Origin of the sequence: Streptomyces pinistramenti (assembly GCF_020564935.1) — a bacterium.
In the GTDB taxonomy this organism is placed as follows: domain Bacteria; phylum Actinomycetota; class Actinomycetes; order Streptomycetales; family Streptomycetaceae; genus Streptomyces; species Streptomyces pinistramenti.
The window spans coordinates 1-22,504 of record NZ_JAJCXB010000043.1 but is presented as its reverse complement, the minus strand read 5'-3'; the positions used below and the strand labels follow the sequence as shown (position 1 = coordinate 22,504).

Sequence of the window (22,504 nt, the reverse complement as noted above, 5' to 3'; positions counted from 1 at the left end):
AAGCTGCGGCTTCCCGGCCCGTTCCGGTGCACGGGGGCGGGCTCTCAGCCCTGCTGGAACAGCTCGGCGGGCAGCGGCTTGAGGAGGGCGTAGAGGTCGTCGGTGATCGGCCGGTCCCAGCTGGCGATGGTGACGAGCACGCCGTCGCTGCGGTCGAACTGGGCGCAGGAGATGCGGCTCTCGGAACACTTGATGCGCTTGACGATCAGCAGGTTGTCGTCGTGCATCACCGGGGTGTCCTCGCTCTCGACGACGACCACCGGCTCGTCGTTGTCGAGCGCTGCCAGCAGCTGGGCCACCTCGAAGGGGACCTCGCCGTCGTCCAGCTCACGGGCCGGTGAGCCCTCGGGAAGGTTCCCGATGATCATCGCGGGGCCGCGGCCGCCGAACAGGTCGTAGCGGAGGAAGACGCCCTGGCACGTCCCGTCGGGCGCGGGCAGCAGCCCGGCTCCGAGGTTGCCGGGCCAGTCGCCGGGATCCATGGCGAGGACGTCGAAGTCAGGCCCTGCGGGCGTGGCTGCGCTGCGGCGGCGGAGGAAGGACATGCCGCCATCGTACGTGGCCGCGGCGCGGCTGCCGCGGCGGATGGCGGCACGGGTGACGAGCGGTGCGGCCGGGCCGCGGGGAGCCTGCGGGACGGGGATCGCCCGAGGTCGGACGCCTTGCCGGCGGAGGCGCTGCGGGGTCAGGAGCGGGCCGCGAGGGTGTCCAGGATCCGCAGCGTACGGTCGGCCTGCGGGTGCGGGACGAAGAGGTGGTCGTGGTGGAAGCCGGCGACGACGTTGCAGCTGATCCCGGCATCGGCGAGCGCCCCGGCGACGGCGGCGGTCAGGCCGACGGCCTCCAGGGCGGAGTGCACCCGCAGCGTGATCCGGGCGGCGATGTAGTCGTAGCCGAGGCCCGCGCGGTCGGCGTCCTCCTGGCGCAGCACGAGGGTGGTGCCCTCGTCCTCGGTGACGGTGACGACCGGGGCCAGGTCCGGCGGGGCGGCGCCCGGCACGGTCGTGAAGACGTAGCGGCCCGGGTGCAGCTCGGGGCGCATGCCGCGCAGCAGTGTGCGGAGATCACGTTCGCCTGCCATGGCCGGCACTCTACGGTGCCGGGTTCCGCGGTCGCCCGGTCGCCAGGAAACGGGCGGTGACGGTCGCGACCGCGACGGCGACCGGCGGCCCCCGATACCCTCCGCCCCCGTCACACCGGCGGTTCCGCCCCCACCAGCCACATCGAGAAGAACTGGGCGCCGCCGCCGTAGGCGTGGCCCAACGCCCGCCGGGCACCGTCCACTTGGTGCGCTCCGGCCCGGCCGCGGACCTGAAGGGCGGCTTCGGCGAAACGGAGCATTCCGGAGGCGCCGATCGGGTTGGTGGACAGGACGCCGCCGGAGGGGTTGACGGGGAGGTCGCCGTCGAGTTCGGTGGCGCCGGATTCGGTGAGCTTCCAGCCCTCGCCCTCGGCGGCGAAGCCGAGGTTCTCCAGCCACATCGGCTCGTACCAGCTGAAGGGCACGTACATCTCCACCGCGTCGATCTCCCGCCGCGGGTCGGTGATGCCGGCCTGCCGGTAGACGTCGGCCGCGCAGTCCTTGCCGGCCTGGGGGGAGACGAAGTCCTTGCCGGCGAAGAGGGTGGGCTCGCTGCGCATCGCCCCGCCGTGGACCCAGGCGGGCGGGTGCGGTGACCGGGCGGCCCCGGCGCGGTCGGCGAGGATCATCGCGCAGGCGCCGTCGGACGAGGGGCAGGTCTCGGAGTAGCGGATGGGATCCCAGAGCATGGGCGAGGACTGCACCTTCTCCAGGGTGAGGTCCTGCTCGTGGAGGTGTGCGTACGGGTTCTTGAGGGCATTGCGGCGGTCTTTGTAGGCGACCAGGGAGCCGATGGTGCCGGGCGCGCCGGAGCGGCGCATGTAGGCGCGTATGTGCGGGGCGAAGAAGCCGCCGGCGCCGGCCAGCAGCGGCTGCTGGAAGGGGATGGGCAGGGACAGGCCCCACATGGCGTTGGACTCGGACTGTTTTTCGAAGGCGAGGGTCAGGACGGTGCGGTGGACGCGGGCGGCGACGAGGTTGGCGGCGACCAGCGCGGTGGAGCCGCCGACCGATCCCGCGGTGTGCACCCGCAGCATGGGCTTCCCGACGGCGCCCAGGGCGTCGGCGAGGTACAGCTCGGGCATCATCACGCCCTCGAAGAAGTCGGGGGCCTTGCCGAGCACCACGGCGTCGATGTCGGCCCAGGCCAACCCGGCGTCGTCCAGGGCACGTTGGGCGGCTTCGCGGACGAGCCCTGCGAGGGAGACGTCGCGGCGGGCGGCGACGTGCGCGGTCTGGCCGATACCTACGACGGCCACGGGTTCCTTGGTCATGACTCCCCCTCCAGGACGGCGACCAGGTTCTGTTGCAGGCAGGGGCCCGACGTGGCGTGTGCGAGCGCCCGGTCGGACGCGCCGCGCCGGATGCGGTCGGCGGCCTCGCCGATGCGGATCAGTCCGGCGGCCATGACGGGGTTGGCGGCCAGGGCGCCGCCCGAGGGGTTCACGACCACCTGCGTGTCGGCGCCGTCGAGGTCCAGGGCGCGGCGCAGGACGACCTCCTGGGAGGTGAAGGGGGCGTGCAACTCGGCGGTGTCCACGGGGTGTTCGAAGTATCCGGCGCGTTCGGCGGCGAGCCGGGTGGACGGGGATGCGGCCAGGTCGCGTACGCCGAGGCTGTGGGCTTCGATGCGGTGGTCGATGCCACGGATCCAGGCGGGGCGATCGGTCAGCCGGCGGGCGGTGTCGCCTGCGGCGAGGACGACGGCGGCGGCGCCGTCGCTGACGGGCGGGCAGTCGCCGGCCCGCAGCGGGGCAACGAGGTAGTCGCCTGCGGGGACGCTGCCGGTCAGCTGGGCGTGCGGGTTGTCCGCCGCGGCGGTGCGGCTGCGGGCGGCGATCCTGGCCAGTTCGCGCTCGTCGGTGTGCCCGGCGTCGATCAGGGCCTGCGCCTGGAGGGCGGCGAGCGCGACGGAGTCGGGCCAGAGCGGGGCGACGTAGTACGGGTCGAGCTGGCGGGTGAGGACCTCGCGGACGTCGCCGGGCGAGGACTTGCCGTACGCGTAGACCAGGGCGGTGTCGGCCTCACCGGTGAGGATCTTGACCCATGCCTCGTACAGCGCCCAGGCGCCGTCCGTCTCGACGTGCGATTCGGCGATCGGGGGCCAGGCGCCGACGCCGTCCAGGGCCATGGTGAAGGAGAAGGCGCGGCCGGCGAGGTAGTCGGACGAGCCCGAGCAGGTGAAGCCGATGTCGCGGGCCTTGAGCCCAGCCTGGCCGAGGACGTCGTGCAGGACCGGCATCAGCATCTCGACCTCGGAGGTCTCCGCACTGTCGCGGACGTGGTCGCTCTGCCCGAAGGCGACGACGGCGACCTCGCGCATCGGGTCGGGCATCAGATCAGCTCCTTGTAGCTGTCGTAGTCGGCATCGGGTTCGCCGGTGGGCCGGTAGTGGTCGGGGTAGCGCCCGTCCTCGGTCCAGACCGGTTCGACGCGCAGGCCCATCCGGACCTGGTCGTAGGGGATGCCTCCGATGCGTGCGTGCAGGGCCAGGTCGGCGCCGTCCAGGGCGATGTGGGCGTAGACGTAGGGGACTTCGATGTCGACGTTGCGGGCCTTGATGTTGACGATGCAGAAGGTGGTGACGGTGCCGCGCGGGCCGACCTCGACCTGGGTGTCGGTGGCGACACCGCAGGTGGGGCAGGCGCCACGGGGCGGTACGTAGACCTTGCGGCAGGAGGGGCAGCGTTCGCCGATGGTCTTGCGCCCGCCGAGCGCCTGGAGGTAGCGGGACTGGGCGCGGCCCGGCGCGTAGGTGTAGTCGAGGCGGGCGGGGGTGGTGATGCCGGTGACGGGGGCGGCGAAGTGGCCGTCGTGGGCCGCCGGTTGTCCCTCGTCCGGAGGCTGGTCGTGCGGTTCGAAGCAGGCGATGTCGGTGATGGCGCCGGTCCGTTCGGCGGCCCAGCGGATGCGGACCCGCATGCCGGTGCGTACGGCGTCCGGGCCGGGCGCGTCCAGCGCGTGCAGCAGGGCGGTGTCGGCGCCGTCGAGCCGGACCAGGACCCAGGCGAAGGGTGTGGCGAGCGGCTGCCCGCGGCGCGGGGCCGGATTCCAGGCCCAGGTGGTGACGGTGCCGGCCGGGGCGACCTCGACCAGCTCGCGGGTCTCTTCGGCGGTGACCGGGTCGTATTCGGTGGGTGGCACGACGATGCGGCCGTCGCCCGCCCGGACGCCGAGGACGGTGCCTTCGCGCAGTCCGGTGAGGAAGGCGCTCTGAACGGGGCCGAGCGAGCGGGTGAAGGGGAATTCCACGACGAGGGGCGCCGTGAGGACCTCTGACATGCGGACTCCTTGGGTGGGGCGCGGTGGCGTGGCGCCTGGGGCCGGACGCCGCGGAAGGGTGCGCTCCCCCGGGCCGTGAGGACCGGCGCTCCCGGTCAGGCGCGCCGGAAGACGGGCGGACGCTTCTCCGCGAAGGCCCGGGAGCCCTCCTTGGCGTCCGCGGTGTCGAAAACCGGCCAGCCGCGGGCGAGTTCGGCCGCGAGCCCGTCGGTCTCGGTCATCTCTGCGGTCTCGTAGACGGACGCCTTGACGGCCTCGACGGCGAGCGGGCCGCAGGAGTTGACCCGTTCGGCGATCTCCAGGGCCTTCTCCAGGGCGGTGCCGTCGGGGACGACGTGTCCGATCAGGCCGATCCGTGCGGCCTCGGGTGCCGGGTAGGGGCGGCCGGTGAGCAGCATTTCCAGGGCGTGGGTGCGCGGGATCTGGCGGGCGAGGCGGACGGTGGAGCCGCCGATGGGGAACAGTCCCCGTTTCACTTCGTAGAGGCCGAAGGTCGCGCTCTCGCCCGCGACCCGGATGTCGGTGCCCTGGAGGATTTCGGTGCCGCCCGCGACGCAGTGCCCCTCGACGGCGGCGATCACCGGCTTGCGGGGGCGGTGGTGGCGCAGCATCGCCTTCCAGTGCAGGTCGGGGTCGTCGCGCAGCCGGTCGCGGTAGTGCTGCCCGGCCATTCCGTCGCCCGCGAGGGCCTTGAGGTCCATGCCGGCGCAGAACGTTCCGCCGGCGCCGGTGAGGACGACCGAGCGGATCGCGTCGTCCTCGTCGGCGGCGATCCAGCCGTCGTACAGGCCCACCAGCATCGGCAGCGAGAGTGCGTTCTTCGCCTCCGGCCGGTTGAGGGTGAGCACCAGTGTCGCGCCGACGCGCCGCACGGTGAGATGTTCCGTCCCGCCCATTCCGTCCTCCCGTCTCCAGACGTAGAACAGGTTGCAGTAGGCGTACGGCGACTTCAAGAGTTTTCTGACAGGTAGTCAGTTTTCTTCGCCGTGCCCCTTCCCTGCCGCTGCGCACGGCGCTCTAATGGCCGCCGAGCCGACGCCCGGTACGGTCTGGAGGAGACGTGGAGTACAACCTTGCCGACCTCTTCGAATCGATCGCCGACACGGTCCCCGATCGCGAGGCGCTGGTGTACGCCGAGCACCCGGGCAGCGGAGCGGAACGCCGGCTGACCTACGCCGAGCTGGACCGCGCCGCCAACCGCCTCGCCCACCACCTCGCCGGACGCGGCATCGGCCCCGGTCAGCACGTCGGGCTGCACCTCTACAACGGCATCGAGTACCTCCAGGCCCTCTACGCCTGCCTGAAGATCCGTGCCGTCCCCGTGAACGTCAACTACCGGTATGTCGAAGAGGAGTTGGCCTACCTCTACCGGGACGCCGACCTGGCCGGGCTGGTCTTCGACGGGGAGTTCACCGCCCGGGTGGCCGCCGCCCTGCCCAGGGCCCCGAAGCTGCGCCACCTCGTACGGGTCGGCGCACCGCCGGCAGGCGCGCCGGAACCGGCCGTCGCGCCCGTGCCGCTGGCCGCCGCCGAGGCGGACGGGTCGCCGGAACGCGGATTCGGCCCGCGCTCCGCGGACGACCAGATCATCGTCTACACCGGCGGCACCACCGGGATGCCCAAGGGCGTGATGTGGCGCCACGAAGACCTGTTCTTCTCCGGGATGGGCGGCGGCGCGCCGACCGCAGAGCCGGTGAAACGGCCCGAAGAACTCGCCGAACGGGTCGCCGCGGGAGGCGAAGGGCTCGTCTTCTTCCCCGCCCCGCCGCTGATGCACGGCACGTCCACCCTCACCGCCTTCATCGCCTTCCACTTCGGCCAGAAGGTCGTCGTGCACCGCAAGTTCGTGCCGGAAGAGGTGCTGCGCACCATCGAACGGGAGAAGGTCACCAGCGTCTCGCTGGTCGGTGACGCGATGCTGCGTCCGCTGGCCGACGCGCTGGGCGGGCCGCTCAAGGGCACCGACTGCTCCTCCCTGTTCAGCGTGAGCAGTTCGGGCGCGATCCTCTCGGACACGGTGCGCGCGCAGTTCGCCGCACTGGTCCCGCAGGCCATGCTGCTCAACAACTTCGGCTCGTCCGAATCCGGCTTCAACGGCACGGCGACCGACGACTCCGGGCCCGAGAAGGGCTTCCGGCTGCGCGTCAACGCCCGTACGGCTGTGGTCGATCCGGCGACGCGCGAGCCGGTCGCGGCGGGCGAGGTGGGCCGGATCGCGCTGCGCGGCCATGTGCCGCTGGGCTACTACAACGACCCGGCCAAGAGCGCCGAGACGTTCTTCGAGGCGCACGGCGACCGGTGGGTACTGCTGGGCGACATGGCGACCGTTGACGAGGACGGCATCGTCACCGTGCTGGGCCGGGGCTCGCAGTGCATCAACTCCGGCGGCGAGAAGATCTACCCGGAAGAGGTCGAGCAGGCGCTCAAGGCCCATCCCGACGTCTACGACGCGCTGGTGGCCGGCGTACCGGACGAGCGGTGGGGCAGCCGGGTCGCCGCCGTTGTGCAACTGCGCGACGGTGCCGAGCGGTTGGGCCTCACGGACATTCAGGACCACTGCCGCACCCGGCTGGCCGGATACAAGATCCCGCGCGCCCTCGTGCTCACCCGCCGCATCCAGCGCTCCCCCAGCGGCAAGGCGGACTACCGCTGGGCGAAGGCGGTCGCGACGGGCGCGCGGGAGGGATGAGCGGGCGGGGGCATCCCCGCCACGTCTACGGCCGGTCAGCCGCCGCACACCGACCGCAGGGCACGGGCCAGCGCGGCGGTGTGCAGCGCGTCGAGCCGCTGCGCGTGCTGCACCTGTCCGGCTGCCGCGCCCAGCACCACCGGGCAGTACGGCGCGGAGCGCGCGGTGTCCGATGCGGCGATGGCCCGCACCAGGCCGGTGTTGATGCGGTTGATCTTCTCGCGGACCTCGTTCAGGTCCGGGCGCTCGGTCGGCACCTGCGCGGGATCGGCCGTCCACCGGCGGTGCAGCTCCCGCTGGATGACCTTGCTCGCCTCGATCTGGTCCCGGAAGATCCGCTTCGTGGCCGCGGGGTCCGCGCCCCACTGCCGCGCCTGCGCCGCCACCGCGTCCAGGACCTGCTGCTCACGGGCCGGATCGTCGATCGGCCCGCCGGTACCCCACTTGGCGGCGGCCACCAGATCGCCGACCGCGTCCCGCTCGGCCGACAGCGCGGCGAGCGGCCGCAGCGCGGCGTAGGAGGAGTGCGCGGCGGGTGCCCGGTGGGCCGCCGGGGCTGGTGACGCGGCCGCCGCGGTGCCGGTCGCGGCGCCCGTCACGGTGAACAGGACGGTGGCTGCGGCGCCGGCGGCCAGCAGGCGGCGCGGCAAAGTGGTCAGGTGCACGATCAGCCCTTCTCGAACCGGATTTCTCCGCCCGACCGTACCCGCAGAACCGGCCATGCGGCCCCGGGTCCACTCGCCCCGTGGCGCCAACCGCCTCTGGCACCATGGGAGATCAGCTACGAGAGGCAGGGCCCGCCGTGACCTGGGACGCGGAATCGTTCGACCGTTTCGAGCGGGCCGGCTGGAGCGGCCGTTCCGACGCCTACCGCGACGGATTCGGGCGCCTGGCCGCCCGCTTCGTCGAACCGCTGCTGGACGCCGCGGGGGTCGGCACGGGCACGCGTGTCCTGGACGTGGGCTGCGGGCCGGGAACGGTGTCCGCCGCGGCCCTGCGGCGGGGCGCGGAGGTGACCGCGGTGGACGCCTCGCCCGAAATGGCCGCCCTCGCGTCCCGCACCCATCCCGGCCTCGACGTCAGGACCGCCCTGCTCGACGAACTCCCCTTCCCCGACGGGCAGTTCACCGCACTGGTCGGCAATTTCGTCATCAACCACCTGGGCGATCCGGCCGCCGGGCTCGCGGAGATCCGCCGGGTCCTGGCCCCGGGCGGGCGGCTGGCGCTGACCTGCTGGGAGAAGGAGGCGATGCGGGCGCTGGCGCTGTTCGGCGAGTCCGTCGCCGAGTCCGGGGTGCCCTACCCGGACGGGGTGCCGCTGTCCGGCCCGTTCCTGGCCGACTCCACGGCCCCGGACCTGCCCACGGCCTTCTACCGGCTGCTGGCCGACGCCGGTTTCGCGTCGGCCGACGTGGATACCCTCCGCCTGCTGCACCGCGTCGACCCCGACCGGTGGTGGTCCGACGTCACCACCGGCACCCCGCTGACCGGTACCGTCGTCTCCCGGCTCGATCCCGCTTCCCTGGCGGCCGTACGCCGGACGTACGACCGCAAGGTGGCCGCCCACGCGGTCGGCGACGGCTTCGTGGCGCTCCCGGCCGTGGCCCTGCTCGGCAGCGCGACCCGGCCGGAGTGAGACCGGGCGGGCGGGTGCTCCTATCTTCCCGGGCCCAGGAACGGGACGACCGCGTCGAGGAATTCGTGCGGGCGCTCTGCGTGGACGAGGTGGCCCGCGCCCGCCACGGTCACCAGCCTGGCGTCGGGGATCCGTGCGGCCATGGCGGCCAGTTGGTGCTGCGGGATGTGGCTGGCCGGGCCGCCACCGATGACCAGTGTGGGAGCGGTGATCCGCGCCAGGCCCTCCCACCACAGCGGGTCGGGGGTGTTGCGCTCCGCCACCACCGCGGCCTTGGCGCGCCAGTCGAAGGACGCCGGTCCCGGCGGCGGCTCGGGAACGTCCTGCGGCGGATCGGCGGGCAGCGGGGGCGCGGCTTCCTCCAGGACGAGCCGTTCCACCAGTTCGGGCCGGCCGGAAGCCAGCAGCAGCGCGGCGACCGCGCCCAGCGAGTGGCCGATCAGCGTCACCCGCTCCAGGCCGAGCGCCGCCAGGAAGCCGATCGCGTCGTCCCGCCAGCGGGCGAAGCCGTACTCGCCCGGCCAGTCACTGTCGCCGTGGCCGCGCTGGTCGGGTGCGTAGACGCGGTGGGTGCCTGCCAGCCGCCCGACCACGCCGCGCCAGTCCTCGCCGTCCTCCCCCAGGCAGTGCAGCAGCACGGCCGGGGGCGCCGCTTCGTCGCCCCACACCCGGTATGCCAGCCGCACGTCGCCGACCTGCACCTTCCGTACGTCACTCATGGGCTCGGCGTACCCGTGAGCCGTCGGCGCCACGCCTCTGGCCCGTTCGCCGTGGGCTGATCCCCCGGCTCCTGTCCGCCGCGGAACGGCCGGTGGCCGCCGAGGCGCCGGCTCGTCCGGTCCCGCTCACGTCATGACGGCTCGCCCGTGATCAGGGAGAACGGGGCTCCCGCGGGGTCCTTGAGTGCGGCGAGCCGGCCGACGCCGGGGACATCGGTGGGCGGCATCAGGACGTCCGCGCCGTTCGCGGTGGCCACGGCGAAGACGGCGTCGCAGTCGGTGACGCCGAAGTACGGGTGCCACTCGGGTGTCGATCCTGCGTCCAGGTTCTCCTGGGGCAGCTGCATGATGCCGCCCTGACCGGTGTCCTCGCCCTTGCCGCCGCCGGGTGAGGACACGACGCTGTAGACGATGCCGCCGTCCATCGGCATGTCCTGGGCCTCCCAGGAGAACACCGAGCGGTAGAAGGACTTCGCCACGGCGGCGTCGGTGGTGTAAAGCTCCGTCCAGCACAGCGAGTTGGGCTCCGACACCGTCTCCAGGCCCGGGACGTCGCCGGGCTGCCAGACACCGAAGTCGGCGCCTGCGGGGTCCGTGAAGGCCGCCATCCGGCCGGCGGTGAAGACGTCTTGCGGCGGGACGCGGACCGAGCCGCCGGCCTGCTCGACGCGCTCGCGGGTGGCATCGGCGTCCGGGGTGTGGAAGTACACCGTCCAGGCGGCGGACGCACCGGTCTCCGTCAGCGGGCCGAGGCCACCGACCGTCCTGCCGCCCCGCTGGAAGAAGCCGTAGCCGCCGGCGTCCGGGCCCGCCGACCGGAAGGTCCAGCCGAGGACGGCGGAGTAGAAGGCGGCCGCGGCGTCGGTGTCGGGGGCGCCGAGGTCGAGCCAGTTCGGTGAGCCCGGTACGTAGTCGGTGGTCAGCATGGGTGGTCCTCCGGTGTCCTTCGTCCTGCGCGGGTGCGCGCGCTGCGTGATGCGCCGAGCCGTACGGGGCCGGGGTGGTGCCGGCCGGTCCCGCGAAGAGCTGTGAACGGTGGTGCGGCTGCGACTCGACTGACGGCGACGGAGAGTTATCGTCAGCACGGGTTCCGGCCATTTCTCAGCATGCCAGGGGGCACTGACAGTCGCTCTCCGTACATCCGGCACCCGCGGCTGTCCGGACGGCACGGCCCCGCACCGCCGGCCCCCGGGCTCCCCGGAGGCTCAGCCGTCGGCGAAGCGGGCGCGCAGCTCGCGCTTGAGAACCTTGCCGCTGGCGTTGCGCGGCAGTGCGTCCACGAACAGGACCCGTTTGGGTGTCTTGAAGGCCGCGAGCCGGGCCCGCACGGCGTCGATCAGCTCCCGCTCCCCCACCGGACCGCCCGCCTCCGGGCCGTCCCCCGCACCGTCCGCGGCCGGTGTGCGCCGTACGACGACGGCGGTCACCGCCTCGATCCAGCGGGAGTCGGGGAGCCCGATGACCGCGACCTCCGCCACCTCCGGGTGCGCGTACAGCACGTCCTCCACCTGGCGCGAGGCGACCAGCACGCCGCCGGAGTTGATGACGTCCTTGACCCGGTCGACGACGGTGAAATAGCCCTCGGCGTCGCGCACCGCCAGGTCGCCGGAGTGGAACCAGCCGTTCCGGAATGCCTCGGCGGTCTCCTGCGGCTTGTCCCAGTAGCCGGTGCACAGCTGGGGAGAGCGGTAGACGATCTCGCCGCGCTCGCCGTCGGGCACCTCGGCGCCCGTCTCGTCCACCACCCGCGCCTCCACGAACAGCACCGGGCGCCCGCAGGAATCCATCCGGCCCTCGTGCTCCGCGGGGCCCAGGACGGTGGCCAGCGGGCCGATCTCGCTCTGCCCGAAGCAGTTGCGGAAGGCGAGCTGCGGCAGGCGGGCCCGCAGCCGCTCCAGGACCGGCACCGGCATGATCGAGGCGCCGTAGTACGCCTTGCGCAGCGCGCCGAGGTCACGGGCGGGGAACTCCGGGTGGTTCGCCAGCGTGATCCATACGGTCGGCGGCGCGAAGAGGCTGTCGACCCGGCCCGCCTCCACCAGGTCGAAGATCTGCCGCGGGTCGGGCCCGGCCACGATGGTGTTCTCCGCGCCCACCGCCAGGTAGGGCAGCAGGAAGGCGTGCAGTTGCGCGGAGTGGTACAGGGGCAGGGCGTGCAGCGGCCGGTCGGTCTCCTTGAGGTCCAGGGCGACGACGGCGCTGGTGTACTCGTGGACCAGCGCGCGGTGCGTCATCATCGCGCCCTTGGGGAGTGCGGTGGTTCCCGAGGTGTAGAGGAGCTGGACGAGCGCGTCGTCGGGCACACCGGCGGGCTCGTCGGCGGGCTCGTCGGCCCGCGCCCCGTCCGCCGCCGGCTCCGCGCGGAGCCGTTCCAGCAGGCCGTCGGGCGCGTCGCGCAGCGGCATGGCGGGGCGGGACGGCGGCAGGCGGTGCGCCAGTTCCGGGTCGGTCAGGACCAGGGCGCTGCCGGACTGGTCGAGGAGATAGTGCAGGTCGTCGCCGGTGAGGGCGTGGTTGACCGGTACGTGGACCAGGCCGGCGCGGGCGCAGGCCAGGAAGCCGATGAGGTAGGCGTCGGAGTTGTGTCCGTAGGCGGCGACCCGGTCGCCCGTGGCGAGTCCGGCGCCGCGCAGTACCCGCGCCGCCGCGGTCACCGCGGCGTCCAGCTCCCGGTAGGTCCAGGCCCGCTCGGCGTAGCGCACCGCCGTCCGTCCCGGCACCCGTCGCGCGCTGCGCCGCAGCACTCCGTCGACCGTATTGCTCCGCGCTTGCGTCATGGCGCGATCCTCGGACGCGCCCCGTGCCGGGTCAAGGCACCGGCACGGAGCGGTCGGTGCGGAGCGGCCGGGGCGGCTACACCGCGCGCTCGCGGCCCTCCCAGTACGGTGCGCGCAGCCGTCGCTTGTAGAGCTTGCCGTTGGGGTCGCGGGGCATGGCGGCGATGAAGTCGACGGTTTTGGGGCGTTTGTAGCCGGCCAGCTGCTCGGCGCAGAACACGAGGAGTTCCGCGGCGAGTTCGGGGCCGGCGCGGTGTCCTTCGGCGGCCTCGACGACGGCCTTGACCTCCTCGCCCCAGTCGTCGTGCGGGATGCCGAAGACGGCGGCGTCGGCGACGGCGGGGTGGCCGAGCAGTGCGGACTCGATCTCGGCCGGGTAGATGTTGACCCCGCCTGAGATGATCATGTCGATCTTGCGGTCGCGGAGGAAGAGGTAGCCGTCCTCGTCGAGCAGGCCGAGGTCGCCGACGGTGAAGAAGTCGCCGATCCGGTTCCTGCGGGTCTTTCCCTCGTCCTTGTGGTAGCTGAAGCCGCCGGTGCTCATCTTCATGTAGACGGTGCCGAGTTCGCCCGCGGGCAGCCGGTTTCCTTCGTCGTCGAAGACGGCCAGTTCGCTGATCGGCCAGGCTCTGCCGACCGTGCCGGGCTTGCGGAGCCAGTCGGCTGCGGTCGCGAAGGCGCCGCCGCCCTCGCTCGCCGCGTAGTACTCCTCGACGCAGTCGCCCCACCAGTCGATCATGGCGCGCTTCACGTGGCCGGGGCAGGGCGCCGCCCCGTGGATGGCGTGCCGCATGGAGGTCACGTCGTAGCCCGCGCGGGTCTCCTGGGGGAGGGCGAGCAGCCGGTGGAACTGGGTGGGGACCATGTGGGTGTGGGTGCACCGGTGCGCGTCGATCAGGCGGAGCATCTCCTGGGGCGTCCAGCGGTCCATCAGGACCAGCCGGTGCCCGATGTGCAGGGAGGCGCCGGCGAATTGGAGCACGGCGGTGTGGTAGAGCGGCGAGCAGACCAGGTGGACGTTGCCGTCGAAGGGCCGAATGCCGAAGATCCCGAGGAAGCCGCCGAGGTGGGATTCCTCGGGCCGGATTCCGGGCAGCGGACGGCGGATGCCCCGGGGGCGTCCGGTGGTGCCGGATGTGTAGTTCATGACCCAGCCGAGGGTGCGCTCCTCCGGGGGCGCGGGCTGCTGTCCGTCCAGGAGTTGGCGGTACGGCCGGAATCCCTCGACGTGCCCGACGGCGTAACGGTGGGTGGTCGGCAGCTCGGCCTCGTCGGCGGCGAACCTGGCCGCTTCGGCGAACCGTTCGTGGGCGATCAGCACCTTGGCGCCGGAGTCGGCGACGATCCAGGCGATCTCCGGGCCGACGAGGTGGTGGTTGACGGGCACGAGGTAGAGGCCGGCTTGGGAGGCGGCGAGGTAGGCGGTGAAGAACTCGACGCCGTTGGGCAGGACGGCGGCGAAGGCGTCGCCGCGTTCCAGGCCCGCCGCGCGCAGTCCGTGGACCAGCTGGTTGCTCGCGGCGTGCAGCCGTCCCGCGGTCCACTCCTCGCCGTCCGGGGCGATCAGCACGGTGCGGTCCGGGTCGGCCGCGGCCTGCGCCCAGAAGCCGGGGGGCGGTGCGGAGTTGTCCGTCATGGTGCTTCCTCCTCCAGGGGTCAGGCGCGTCCCGCGATGCGGTTGATGCGGTCGATGGCCCGCTCGAAGCCGCGGGTGAGATCGTCGAAGACGGCCTGCACGCTGCGTTCGCTGTTCATCCGGCCGACGATCTGGCCGACCGGGGTACCCAGCAGCGGTTCGACCTCATGGCGCTGGATACGGGAGTTGGCCTCGGCGACCAGGAGGCCCTGGAGCGGCATCGGGAGGGTGCCGGGGCCGCTCGGGTCGTCCCAGGCGTCGGTCCATTCGGTGCGCAGCTGGCGGGCGGGTTTGCCGGTCAGGGCGCGGGAGCGGACGGTGTCGCCGGGGCCGGCCGCGAGGAGCTTGGCGGTGAGTCTGCGGGAGTGCAGTTCGGCCTCTTCGGTGGTCAGCCAGAGCGAGCCGAGCCAGACGCCCTGGGCGCCGAGCGCGAGCCCGGCCGCGATCTGTTCGCCGGTGCCGATCCCGCCGGCCGCCAGCACCGGCAGCGGGTCCACCGCCGCGACGACCTCGGGGGTGAGGACCATGGTGGCGATCTCGCCGGTGTGCCCGCCGGCCTCGTAGCCCTGGGCGACGACGATGTCGATGCCGGCGGCCTTGTGGTGGCGGGCGTGCCGAGGGCTGCCGGCCAGTGCGGCGACGCGGACGCCGTGGTCGTGGGCGCGGGCGATGACGTCGGGCGGCGGCGAGCCGAGCGCGTTGGCGAGGAGGGCGATCGGGTAGTCGAAGGCCACGTCGAGCTGGTTGCGGGCGACTTCCTCCATCCAGCCGGTGATCCGCCAGCCGGATGCCTCGCCCGCGGCGAGCGGCGGGACGTGGTGCTTGGCGAGGATCTCGGCGGCGTAGCGGCGGTGGCCCTCCGGGATCATCGCCTCGACGTCGGATTCGCTGACCCCTTCGACCTTCTTGGCGGGCATCACCACGTCGAGCCCGTACGGCAGCCCTTCGGTGTGCTGCTGCATCCAGTCCAGGTCGCGGGCGAGGTCGTCGGGGGCGGTGTAGCGGACCGCGCCCAGCACGCCGAAGCCGCCGGCCCGGGTGATCGCGGCGGCGACCGCGGGGAACGGGGTGAATCCGAAGACGGCGTGCTCGACGCCCAGCGTGGTGCTCAGCTCCGTCTGCATGGGCGCAGGATGCCGCAGCGCGCCGCATCAGGGAAGAGCTTTTCTGATGCAGCGTCAGTTTCTGGGAAGTGTGGGCGGACCCGCCCCTCCCGGCGCGCGGGTCACCCCTCCTCCAGCACCGCCATCGCCGCGTTGTGCCCGGGGATGCCGCTCACTCCCCCGCCGCGCACCGCGCCCGCCCCGCAGAGCAGGACGTTCGGATGCCCGGTCGCCACTCCCCAGCGCCCGGCGGCGGTGGCGGCCGCCCCGCTCTCCGGATCCGCATACGGGAAGGCCAGCTCGCGGTGGAAGATGTTGCCGCCGGGCAGGCCCAGTTCGCGGTCCAGGTCGAGCGGGCTGCGGGCCTCGATGCACGGGCGGCCTCCGGCGTCACGGGCGAGGCAGTCGGCGAGCGGCTCCGCCAGGTGACGGTCCAGCTCGGCGAGGGTGGCGGTGAGCAGCCGGTCCCGGGTGTCCGCACGCGCGGGAGTGTCGCCTGCGAACAGCCCGGCCGGGGTGTGCAGCCCGAAGAGGGTGAGTGTCTGGAAGCCCTTGCGGATCAGGCCGGCGCCGAGGATGGAGGGGTCGGTCAGCGAGTGGCAGTACAGCTCCGACGGCGGCGCTGCGGGCAGCCGGCCGGCCGCGGCCTGCCGGTGTGCGGCCTCCAACTGGCCGTATCCCTCGGCGACATGGAAGGTTCCGGAGAACGCCTCGCGCGGGTCGATGCGGGTGTCCCGCAGCCGCGGCAGCCGGGTCAGCAGCATGTTGACCTTGAGCTGGGCGCCTTCCGCCACGGGCGGCGGCCGCTCGCCCAGCAGCCGGGCCAGCTCCCGTGGCGCGGCGTTGACCAGCACCCGCCGGGCGCCGACCGTGCCCGTCTCGCAGGTCACCTCGGCGCCCTTGCCGTCCGCCGCCAGGGCCGTGACCGGGCAGCGGGTGACGATCTCCGCACCGGCCCGGCGGGCGGCGTCGGCCAGCGCGTCGGTGAGCGCACCCATCCCGCCGATCGGGACGTCCCAGCTGCCGGTGCCGCCGCCGATGACGTGGTAGAGGAAGCAGCGGTTCTGCCGCAGCGACGGGTCGTGGGCGGTGGCGAAGGTGCCGATCAGGGCATCGGTGAGGACCACGCCGCGCACCAGGTCGTCGGCGAAGGTCTCCTCGATCGCCTCCCCCAGTGGGCGCTCGAACAGCGCCTCCCACGCGGCGTCGTCATCGACGGCGGCACGCAGCGCGGCCCGGTCGGGCAGCGGCTGCGTGAGGGTCGGGAAGACCCGCTGTGCGACCCGTCCGGTGGCCGCGCGGAAGCGCTCCCATGCCGCGAACTCCGCGTCGGATCCGGTGAGTTCGGCGAAGGATCTGCGGGTGCGGTCCCGGCCGCCGCCGACCAGGAGGCCGGTCGGCCGTCCGTCGCGCAGCGTCGGGGTGTAGGAGGAGACGGGGCGTGTGCGGACCGCGAAGCGCAGCCCGAGGTCCCGCACGATCTTCGGCGGCAGCAGGCTCACGAGGTAGGAGTATCGGGACAGCCGGGCGTCCACCCCGGCGAACACCCGGGTCGACACGGCGGCACCACCGGTGTTCTCCAGCCGCTCCAGCACCAGCACGCTGCGTCCGGCGCGTGCGAGATAGGCGGCGGCCACCAGTCCGTTGTGCCCGCCGCCGACGATGACCACGTCATACGAAGTCCGTTCCGGCATCCCTCTTGGTAGCACGCGGTGTTCGCGGCTCGCCAGGCGCAGGAGGCTGAATCCTCGCCCCCCGACAGCGGGGCGTCTTGACCGGACGGGGGCGGCTGCTGGATGAGTGGGTCCGGAGCCGCGCCCGCCCGGCCCACCGGACGGGCGCGGTCCCGGACCCCACTCACCCAGGAGCCGCGCTCCGCCCACCCCCTTGAGGTGACCCGTGCCCCCTCTTCCGGTTTCCCGCATCGGCCGCACCCTCGCCGGACTGACCGCCGCAGCCGCCTGTACCGCGGGCCTGCTGGCGGCCTCGGAGCCGGCTTCCGCCACACCGGAACCCCCCGGCACGTCCGGCGCCCGGCAGACCGCAGGGCCCTATCCGAACCTGGCCCCGACCCCGCCGATGGGCTGGAACAACTGGTCGTACTACATGTGCGACATCAACGAGAAGACCGTCATCGACAACGCCAGAGCGCTGGTCCGCAGCGGCCTGGCGAAGAAGGGCTACGACACCGTCACCGTCGACGACTGCTGGATGGCCAAGCAGCGTGGCCCGCAGGGCGAACTGGTGGCCGACCCGGTGAAGTTCCCGCACGGCATGGCGTACATCGGCCGCCAACTGCACTCACTGGGCCTGCGGTTCGGCATCTACGAGGACGCGGGGACGGCCACCTGCGAGAAGTACCCGGGCAGCCTGGGCCACTACCGGCAGGACGCCCAGATGTTCGCCGGCTGGAAGGTCGACTACCTCAAGTTCGACGGCTGCAACCTGCCCACCCAGCAGGGGCTCACCAAGGAGCAGACCTACCGCGACGCCTACGGCCGGATGAGCCGGGAGCTGCGCGGCACCGGCCGCTCCATCACCTTCTCGGTGTCCGCTCCGGCCTACTTCCAGTACGACGACGAGCGGACCTGGCACCAGGTCATCGGCTGGTCGGCCGAGGTCGGCAACCTCTGGCGGGAGGGCCGGGACATCGCGCTGGAGAAGCACGCACCGGCCGCCAAGTGGTCCTCCATCCTCTACAACTTCGACTACAACGCCCGTCTGGCCCGCCTCCAGAAGCCCGGCCGCTGGAACGACCCCGACTACCTGCTGGCCGGCGACTCGGGTCTGACGGGAGCGGAGATCCACAGCCAGATGGCGCTCTGGGCGATGATGGCCGCCCCGCTGATCTCCAGCACCGACCTGACCCGGCTCTCGCCCACGGCGCTCGACGTGCTCGGCAACCGGGAGATCATCGCCGTCGACCAGGACCCGCTGGGCGTCCAGGGCACGCTGGTGCACCGCGACGCGGGATCGGCGGTGCTGTCGAAGGCGCTGAAGAACGGCGACCGCGCGGTGGCGCTCTTCAACTCCGGCGACAGCCCGCAAACGGTGTCCACCACCGCGGCCGCCGCCGGACTCCCGGCCGCCGGCTCCTACCGCCTGCGCGACCTGACCACCGGACGCACCACCCGCAGCCGCGGCGCCATCACCGCGAAGGACCTCCCGCCGCACGCCACGGTGCTGTACCGGATCAGTGCACGCTAGGGCGTGCCTTCACAGCGGGATTGCCGCGTGACCATCGACGTGCCGGCCCGCTACGAGGCCGCCGGTGGATCCCTGCGGGTGTCGTAGGCGGCGCGGGCATCGTCGATCCGGACGAGGTGCGCGACGCTCCATTCGAGCAGGGGCGCGGTGGCCTCGCGCAGGGTGATGCCCATCTCGGTGAGCTCATAGCTGACATGCGGCGGCATCACGTCACGAACGGTGCGTGTCAGGATTCCGTCACGCTCCAGGCTGCGCAGCGTCACGGTGAGCATGCGCTGGCTGATTCCGTCGATGGCCTTTTTGAGCTCGGTGAAACGGCGTGGTCCGTCCCTGAGATGGCGCACGACCAGCAGCGACCACTTGTCTCCGACGATGTCGAGCACCACCCGGGTCCGGCACGCGTCGCTGGGCCGCGCCGCCGGCCGTGGATCGCCTTGTGCCGCGTCCATGGTTACCTCCAGAGAACCGGGGCACCGAAAAGTGCCTTATTGCCTGTGGCGCGTCGTGTGCACCAGCATGCTCTTGGTACTCAAACAGTACCGAGGCACGAACGGTAACCATCAGCCGCGAACCGGCGGCATGCGCGTGGCCGTGCCCTTCTGCTGCTGCGAAGGAAGATTGATTCACTCATGTCCACATTCCTGCTGATACACGGCGCTTGGCACAACGGACGGTGCTGGGACCGGGTGGTGCCGCTGCTGGAGGCTGCCGGGCACCGGGTGTTCGCGCCGTCCCTGACCGGCCATGGCGACAAGGCACACCTGCTCGGTCCGGAGGTGGGGCTCGATACGCACGTCGACGACTTGGTCGGGCTGGTCGCCGAGGAGAACCTCAGCGACGTCGTACTCGTTGGCCACAGCTACGCGGGGCTGGTGATCTCCGCCGCGGCCAACCGGATTCCGGAACGCATCGCGCACCTGGTCTACCTCGACGCGATGGTTCCGGAGGACGGTGAGTCCGCAGTCGACGTCCAACCCGCGACACGGCAACTGATCGAACTCGCCGAGAAGTCCGAGAGCGGCTGGCGCGTGCCGCCGATGCCCGAACAGCCTGCGCCCTTCGGTCTGTTCGGCGTCACAGACCCGGCGGACGTTGCCTGGCTGCGCGGGATGCTCTCGGACCAGCCGGTGCGCTGTCTGCAGCAGCCGGTGCGACTGGACAACCCGGCCGTGCACGCGATCCCGCGCACGCACATCCACAATGTCGGCGCCATGCCGGCGGGCGTCACCCGCCGCCCTGTCCCTCCCCTGCAACCCAACGGCACTGCCGCGCAGGTCCGGGAGCTACCGACCGGCCACGACTGCATGATCACCATGCCGGGCGAACTCAGCGAACTGCTTCTCAAGCTCCCCTAGCCAGGGATCATCGCCCAGGTGTCACGCCCGCGTCAGGAGCGATACGGCCGCGTCGAGCACAGCGCGGTCGTCCGGCCGCCTCCGGCCCGCAATGACCCGGGCAGCAGCGCCCGGACGAACCACCGCTCCACGTCCGGCAGTTCATGGCGCCGGATCACCCCACCACGATCCACCGTGCAAGATCGCTTGAAGACGCGGTCCAGCGCCCGTCGGCGGCAGCGTGCAGCGCGCGGATCAGGCGGTGGTTCTCCGGGGCGGGGCCGTTGGGGACGGGGAACCGCCGGCGGCTGTAGCCGTAGGCCAGACCGTTGCGCGGATCGGCGAACGCCTGCTGGCCGCCCGCGCCGCTGTGCCCGAACGCGCCCTGTCCCAGCACCGGATACACCTCGGACGTGGCGTGGAAGCCGACCCCGAACGCCTTCTGCTCGCGGGTGACCAGGTCGTGACCGATGGAGTGGATCTGTGCGAACGCGGCGGCGGTGTCCGGCTTCAGCAGCGCCGCCGTGCCGTCCGGTGAGCCGATCGCGGCCGCGTACATCCGGGCCAGGCCGCGAGCCGACGCCACGCCGCCCAGCGAGGCCGGCCCCTGGGCCCGTACCGTCCGGTGGTTGGGCAGCGTCCACAGTTCCGGGTTCTGCGGGTGATTCCGGTTGAACGCGATGCCGGACAGGCTGTTCGCACCGCTCTCGGGCGCTGCCGGTCCGCCCGCCCGCCCGGGGGTCGCCACCGCCGGTTGTGCGCTCAGGAAACGGGATTCCTGGTCCTCCGGCAGCCCGAGGTGGACGTCCACCGCGCGGGCGTCCCGCACGCGGGCGGCGAAGTGTTCCTGGATGGTCCGTCCGGTGGCGCGGCGTACCACCTCGCCGCTCAGCGCCGAGATGACCAGCGCGTGGTAGCCGAACGCGCTGCCCGGCCGCCAGTACGGACGCTGCCTGCCGAGGCGTTCGGCGACGATCCGGTCATCGGCGAGTTCATCGAGCGTGAACCCCGTGTCCGCACCGACCAGTCCGGCCCGGTGCGACAGCAACTCGCGAAGGGTGATGTCCTGCTTGCCTTCCACGGCGAATTCCGGCCAGTAGTGGCTGACTTTTCGATCCAGGTCCAGCACACCGTCCTGGACGAGCAGGGCGACGACGAGATGCGCGGCGCCCTTGCTCGCGGAGAACGCGCCGAGCAGTGAATCGCCGGTGATCTCCGGGCCGGTCCACAGATCCACGACCCGCTCGCCGTGCCGATACGCCACCACCTGTGCGGCGAAGTCGCTGTCTTCAGCGGCCGCGACCGCGGCGAACTCGTCCCGTACCGGCTCGAACCCGTCGGCCACGGTGCCCCGTACCGCATGGCTCTCCGCCATCGCTTCCTCCCAAGGCCGTTATGGCGTCCGGAAGTTCCGGACACCACAGCACCCTAATTCAATTAATGACCGCTGGTTACAAATAACGGAGGCCAGCTGTCCTCACCTCGCGGCGGAGACCCCGCCGCCGATGGCCGCCGACGGCGGTTCCGTATAGTCGTGGCCATGGCTGATGCCGCGAACACCCGACAGCGCCCGGGGCGCCCCGCGCGGATCAGCCGCGAGCGGATCGTCGACGCCGCCCTCTCGGCCGGGAACCTCGACGCGCTGACCATGCGGGAACTCGCGGCCCGCCTGGGGGTCACCCACGGGGCCCTCTACCGTTGGGTCAGAAACCGCGACCAGCTGTTCGACCTGGTCAACGAGGTCATGGTCGAGCGCATCCTTCCCCCCGAAGGACCGCACGGCGGTCACTGGCGGCCCTGGCTCGCCCGCGTCGCCTGGGCCATGCACGACCAGTTCCTCGCCGTGCCCGGCTACGCCACCCGCACCTCACGGCCGCACCGCCACTCCCCCTCCTTCGGGCGGCTGCGGCAGGAGGTCGTCACCGCGTTCACGGACGCCGGAGTGGAGCCCGAGCCGGCCGAGCAGAGCTGGTACATCTTCATCACCTCCGTCGTCGGCTGGCTCGCCGTCCAGGAGAACCCTCTCGACCTCGGCCACGGCGCCCCGCGCTTCGAGCTGTTCCTCGGCACCCTCCTCCGGGGCCTGCCGGCGCGGGAACCGGGCGCCGAACGACGGTGAGCACAGGCCCAATCCCGTCGTCCGCCCGGCCTGCGGAGCCGCCTCACCGCCGCCGGTTCGCGGGTCACCTGCGGTCCGCGCGGTCCCTGCGGAGCGCGGCGGCCCGGCGGTAGAGGGCGGCGGCCTCGGCGGTGCGGCCCAGCCGCTCCAGGCACTGGGCCTCGTCGGCGCGGCTGGCGAGGGTGTCGGGATGGGCCGCGCCCAGCGCCCGTTCCCTGGCGTCCGCGACCTCGCGGTACAGGCTCTGCGCCTCGGCCCAGCGGTCCAGCCAGCCCAGCGCCACCGCCCGCTCGCGCAGGCTGACCAGGGTGTCGGGGTGGCCGGGGCCGAGCGTGGCGGCGCGCCGCGCGGCCACCGCCCCGGCCTCGGCGAGCGCCTCCTCCCAGCGGCCCAGGCGGCCGAGGCCGACACCGAGCCCGTGCCGGACCCGGAGCGTCACGGCCGCGTCGGGGCCGTGCGTCCGGGTGTGGGCCGCGACCAGCTCGCGGTGGACGTCGAGCGCCTCGGCCGCGCGGCCGAGCCTGCCCAGGGTGACGCCGACCTCGTAGCGGGCGGCGAGCGTGTCGGGATGGTCGGCGCCGCAGGCCGCCGCTCGCGCGTCGGCGATCCTGCGGTACTCCCCCAGCGCCTCGGTCCAGCGGCCCAACCGACCGGCCAGAGCGGCGACTTCACCGCGGGTGCACCACGTGTCGGGATGCCGGTCGCCGAGCACCGCGGCCCGCGCGCCTGCCACCTCGCGGGCCGTGCGGTACGCGTCCTCCAGGCGGCCGAGAAGGCCCAGGCCGACCGCGAGGTCGTGACGGCAGCTGAGGGTGCCGGGGTGGTCGTCGCCCCGCGCCCGGCGGAGTCCTGCCAGCACCGCCGCGAGGATCTGGTGGGCCTCGAAGTGCCGGCCGAGACGGGTCAGCGCCTCGGCCGTAC

At 72.8% G+C, this 22,504-nt stretch carries 21 protein-coding genes; 5 read left to right on the top strand and 16 right to left on the bottom strand.

The genetic code is table 11. The features are described 5' to 3' along the window. Positions 1 to 44 precede the first annotated feature (44 nt). The 6 genes from LIU39_RS25025 to LIU39_RS25000 form a co-directional block, all read right to left on the bottom strand. Positions 45 to 545 carry a hypothetical protein gene (locus LIU39_RS25025; RefSeq protein ID WP_227049134.1) on the bottom strand — a complete coding sequence of 167 codons (501 nt, stop codon included), beginning with the start codon at positions 543 to 545 and terminating at the stop codon, positions 45 to 47. Between the two features lie 140 nt (positions 546 to 685). Next, entirely contained in the window at positions 686 to 1,081 is a 396-nt protein-coding gene (locus LIU39_RS25020) for an ACT domain-containing protein (protein WP_227049133.1), read from the bottom strand. A gap of 110 nt (positions 1,082 to 1,191) precedes the next feature. Next, the gene (locus tag LIU39_RS25015) at positions 1,192 to 2,355 is read right to left on the bottom strand and encodes a thiolase family protein (RefSeq protein ID WP_227049132.1); all 1,164 of its coding nucleotides are present in this window, start codon (positions 2,353 to 2,355) and stop codon (positions 1,192 to 1,194) included. Further along, positions 2,352 to 3,404, bottom strand: a complete 1,053-nt coding sequence (locus tag LIU39_RS25010; RefSeq protein ID WP_227049165.1) for a thiolase family protein — start codon at positions 3,402 to 3,404, stop codon at positions 2,352 to 2,354. The genes LIU39_RS25015 and LIU39_RS25010 overlap by 4 nt, the downstream gene beginning before the upstream one ends. A gap of 11 nt (positions 3,405 to 3,415) precedes the next feature. Beyond that, entirely contained in the window at positions 3,416 to 4,363 is a 948-nt protein-coding gene (locus LIU39_RS25005; protein WP_227049131.1) for a Zn-ribbon domain-containing OB-fold protein, read from the bottom strand. A gap of 95 nt (positions 4,364 to 4,458) precedes the next feature. After that, complete coding sequence (locus LIU39_RS25000) at positions 4,459 to 5,259, bottom strand: crotonase/enoyl-CoA hydratase family protein (RefSeq protein ID WP_227049130.1); 801 nt, start codon at positions 5,257 to 5,259, stop codon at positions 4,459 to 4,461. A 164-nt stretch (positions 5,260 to 5,423) separates the two neighbouring features. On the opposite strand from LIU39_RS25000, the gene LIU39_RS24995 reads away from it, so the two are divergent. Beyond that, positions 5,424 to 7,052, top strand: a complete 1,629-nt coding sequence (locus tag LIU39_RS24995; RefSeq protein ID WP_227049129.1) for an acyl-CoA synthetase — start codon at positions 5,424 to 5,426, stop codon at positions 7,050 to 7,052. Between the two features lie 35 nt (positions 7,053 to 7,087). On the opposite strand, the gene LIU39_RS24990 is transcribed toward LIU39_RS24995, so the two are convergent. After that, positions 7,088 to 7,717 (bottom strand): chorismate mutase, encoded by a 630-nt coding sequence (locus tag LIU39_RS24990; RefSeq protein WP_227049128.1) that lies wholly within the window; start codon positions 7,715 to 7,717, stop codon positions 7,088 to 7,090. A gap of 137 nt (positions 7,718 to 7,854) precedes the next feature. Here LIU39_RS24990 and LIU39_RS24985 point away from each other — a divergent pair, with 137 nt between their 5' ends. Continuing rightward, a complete protein-coding gene (locus LIU39_RS24985) occupies positions 7,855 to 8,688 on the top strand; it encodes a class I SAM-dependent methyltransferase (RefSeq protein ID WP_227049127.1) in 834 nt (277 codons plus the stop codon). 20 nt (positions 8,689 to 8,708) lie between these two features. Here LIU39_RS24985 and LIU39_RS24980 read toward each other — a convergent pair whose 3' ends face one another. The 6 genes from LIU39_RS24980 to LIU39_RS24955 all read right to left on the bottom strand — a co-directional run bounded on the left by LIU39_RS24980 (position 8,709) and on the right by LIU39_RS24955 (position 16,617). Next, positions 8,709 to 9,407 (bottom strand): alpha/beta fold hydrolase, encoded by a 699-nt coding sequence (locus LIU39_RS24980; protein WP_227049126.1) that lies wholly within the window; start codon positions 9,405 to 9,407, stop codon positions 8,709 to 8,711. Between the two features lie 131 nt (positions 9,408 to 9,538). Then, entirely contained in the window at positions 9,539 to 10,333 is a 795-nt protein-coding gene (locus LIU39_RS24975; protein ID WP_227049125.1) for a VOC family protein, read from the bottom strand. A gap of 279 nt (positions 10,334 to 10,612) precedes the next feature. After that, on the bottom strand, positions 10,613 to 12,184 hold the full coding sequence (locus tag LIU39_RS24970) for a fatty acyl-CoA synthetase (protein ID WP_227049124.1): 1,572 nt from the start codon (positions 12,182 to 12,184) through the stop codon (positions 10,613 to 10,615). 76 nt (positions 12,185 to 12,260) lie between these two features. Continuing rightward, positions 12,261 to 13,820: an acyl-CoA synthetase gene (locus LIU39_RS24965; RefSeq protein ID WP_227049123.1), complete on the bottom strand. Its 1,560-nt coding sequence runs from the start codon at positions 13,818 to 13,820 to the stop codon at positions 12,261 to 12,263. 20 nt (positions 13,821 to 13,840) lie between these two features. Further along, a complete protein-coding gene (locus LIU39_RS24960) occupies positions 13,841 to 14,944 on the bottom strand; it encodes an NAD(P)H-dependent flavin oxidoreductase (protein ID WP_227049122.1) in 1,104 nt (367 codons plus the stop codon). Between the two features lie 101 nt (positions 14,945 to 15,045). Then, entirely contained in the window at positions 15,046 to 16,617 is a 1,572-nt protein-coding gene (locus tag LIU39_RS24955; protein ID WP_227049121.1) for a phytoene desaturase family protein, read from the bottom strand. 205 nt (positions 16,618 to 16,822) lie between these two features. Between LIU39_RS24955 and LIU39_RS24950 the strand changes: the two genes are divergently transcribed. Continuing rightward, positions 16,823 to 18,130, top strand: a complete 1,308-nt coding sequence (locus LIU39_RS24950) for a glycoside hydrolase family 27 protein (RefSeq protein ID WP_227049120.1) — start codon at positions 16,823 to 16,825, stop codon at positions 18,128 to 18,130. A 50-nt stretch (positions 18,131 to 18,180) separates the two neighbouring features. Here LIU39_RS24950 and LIU39_RS24945 read toward each other — a convergent pair whose 3' ends face one another. Then, complete coding sequence (locus tag LIU39_RS24945; protein ID WP_227049119.1) at positions 18,181 to 18,579, bottom strand: winged helix-turn-helix transcriptional regulator; 399 nt, start codon at positions 18,577 to 18,579, stop codon at positions 18,181 to 18,183. Between the two features lie 180 nt (positions 18,580 to 18,759). Between LIU39_RS24945 and LIU39_RS24940 the strand changes: the two genes are divergently transcribed. After that, on the top strand, positions 18,760 to 19,485 hold the full coding sequence (locus LIU39_RS24940; RefSeq protein WP_227049118.1) for an alpha/beta fold hydrolase: 726 nt from the start codon (positions 18,760 to 18,762) through the stop codon (positions 19,483 to 19,485). A 154-nt stretch (positions 19,486 to 19,639) separates the two neighbouring features. Here LIU39_RS24940 and LIU39_RS24935 read toward each other — a convergent pair whose 3' ends face one another. Then, positions 19,640 to 20,839 carry a serine hydrolase domain-containing protein gene (locus LIU39_RS24935; protein WP_227049117.1) on the bottom strand — a complete coding sequence of 400 codons (1,200 nt, stop codon included), beginning with the start codon at positions 20,837 to 20,839 and terminating at the stop codon, positions 19,640 to 19,642. A 165-nt stretch (positions 20,840 to 21,004) separates the two neighbouring features. Here LIU39_RS24935 and LIU39_RS24930 point away from each other — a divergent pair, with 165 nt between their 5' ends. Next, positions 21,005 to 21,583, top strand: coding sequence for a TetR/AcrR family transcriptional regulator (locus tag LIU39_RS24930; RefSeq protein ID WP_227049116.1), 579 nt, complete (start codon positions 21,005 to 21,007; stop codon positions 21,581 to 21,583). 64 nt (positions 21,584 to 21,647) lie between these two features. Here the strand turns inward: LIU39_RS24930 and LIU39_RS24925 are convergent. Then, positions 21,648 to 22,504, bottom strand: an 857-nt coding sequence (locus LIU39_RS24925) for a tetratricopeptide repeat protein (protein WP_227049115.1), incomplete at its 5' end; no start/stop codon positions are given.

What these genes read in the sequence shown, in the direction of transcription:
- LIU39_RS25010 (WP_227049165.1), bottom strand. Translation starts at nt 3,404, where the DNA reads ATGCGCGAGGTCGCCGTCGTCGCCTTCGGGCAGAGCGACCACGTCCGC.
- LIU39_RS24930 (WP_227049116.1), top strand. Translation starts at nt 21,005, where the DNA reads ATGGCTGATGCCGCGAACACCCGACAGCGCCCGGGGCGCCCCGCGCGG.
- LIU39_RS24965 (WP_227049123.1), bottom strand. Translation starts at nt 13,820, where the DNA reads ATGACGGACAACTCCGCACCGCCCCCCGGCTTCTGGGCGCAGGCCGCG.
- LIU39_RS24975 (WP_227049125.1), bottom strand. Translation starts at nt 10,333, where the DNA reads ATGCTGACCACCGACTACGTACCGGGCTCACCGAACTGGCTCGACCTC.
- LIU39_RS24935 (WP_227049117.1), bottom strand. Translation starts at nt 20,839, where the DNA reads ATGGCGGAGAGCCATGCGGTACGGGGCACCGTGGCCGACGGGTTCGAG.
- LIU39_RS24945 (WP_227049119.1), bottom strand. Translation starts at nt 18,579, where the DNA reads ATGGACGCGGCACAAGGCGATCCACGGCCGGCGGCGCGGCCCAGCGAC.
- LIU39_RS25015 (WP_227049132.1), bottom strand. Translation starts at nt 2,355, where the DNA reads ATGACCAAGGAACCCGTGGCCGTCGTAGGTATCGGCCAGACCGCGCAC.
- LIU39_RS24970 (WP_227049124.1), bottom strand. Translation starts at nt 12,184, where the DNA reads ATGACGCAAGCGCGGAGCAATACGGTCGACGGAGTGCTGCGGCGCAGC.
- LIU39_RS24955 (WP_227049121.1), bottom strand. Translation starts at nt 16,617, where the DNA reads ATGCCGGAACGGACTTCGTATGACGTGGTCATCGTCGGCGGCGGGCAC.
- LIU39_RS24960 (WP_227049122.1), bottom strand. Translation starts at nt 14,944, where the DNA reads ATGCAGACGGAGCTGAGCACCACGCTGGGCGTCGAGCACGCCGTCTTC.
- LIU39_RS25025 (WP_227049134.1), bottom strand. Translation starts at nt 545, where the DNA reads ATGTCCTTCCTCCGCCGCCGCAGCGCAGCCACGCCCGCAGGGCCTGAC.
- LIU39_RS25020 (WP_227049133.1), bottom strand. Translation starts at nt 1,081, where the DNA reads ATGGCAGGCGAACGTGATCTCCGCACACTGCTGCGCGGCATGCGCCCC.
- LIU39_RS24940 (WP_227049118.1), top strand. Translation starts at nt 18,760, where the DNA reads ATGTCCACATTCCTGCTGATACACGGCGCTTGGCACAACGGACGGTGC.
- LIU39_RS25000 (WP_227049130.1), bottom strand. Translation starts at nt 5,259, where the DNA reads ATGGGCGGGACGGAACATCTCACCGTGCGGCGCGTCGGCGCGACACTG.
- LIU39_RS25005 (WP_227049131.1), bottom strand. Translation starts at nt 4,363, where the DNA reads ATGTCAGAGGTCCTCACGGCGCCCCTCGTCGTGGAATTCCCCTTCACC.
- LIU39_RS24980 (WP_227049126.1), bottom strand. Translation starts at nt 9,407, where the DNA reads ATGAGTGACGTACGGAAGGTGCAGGTCGGCGACGTGCGGCTGGCATAC.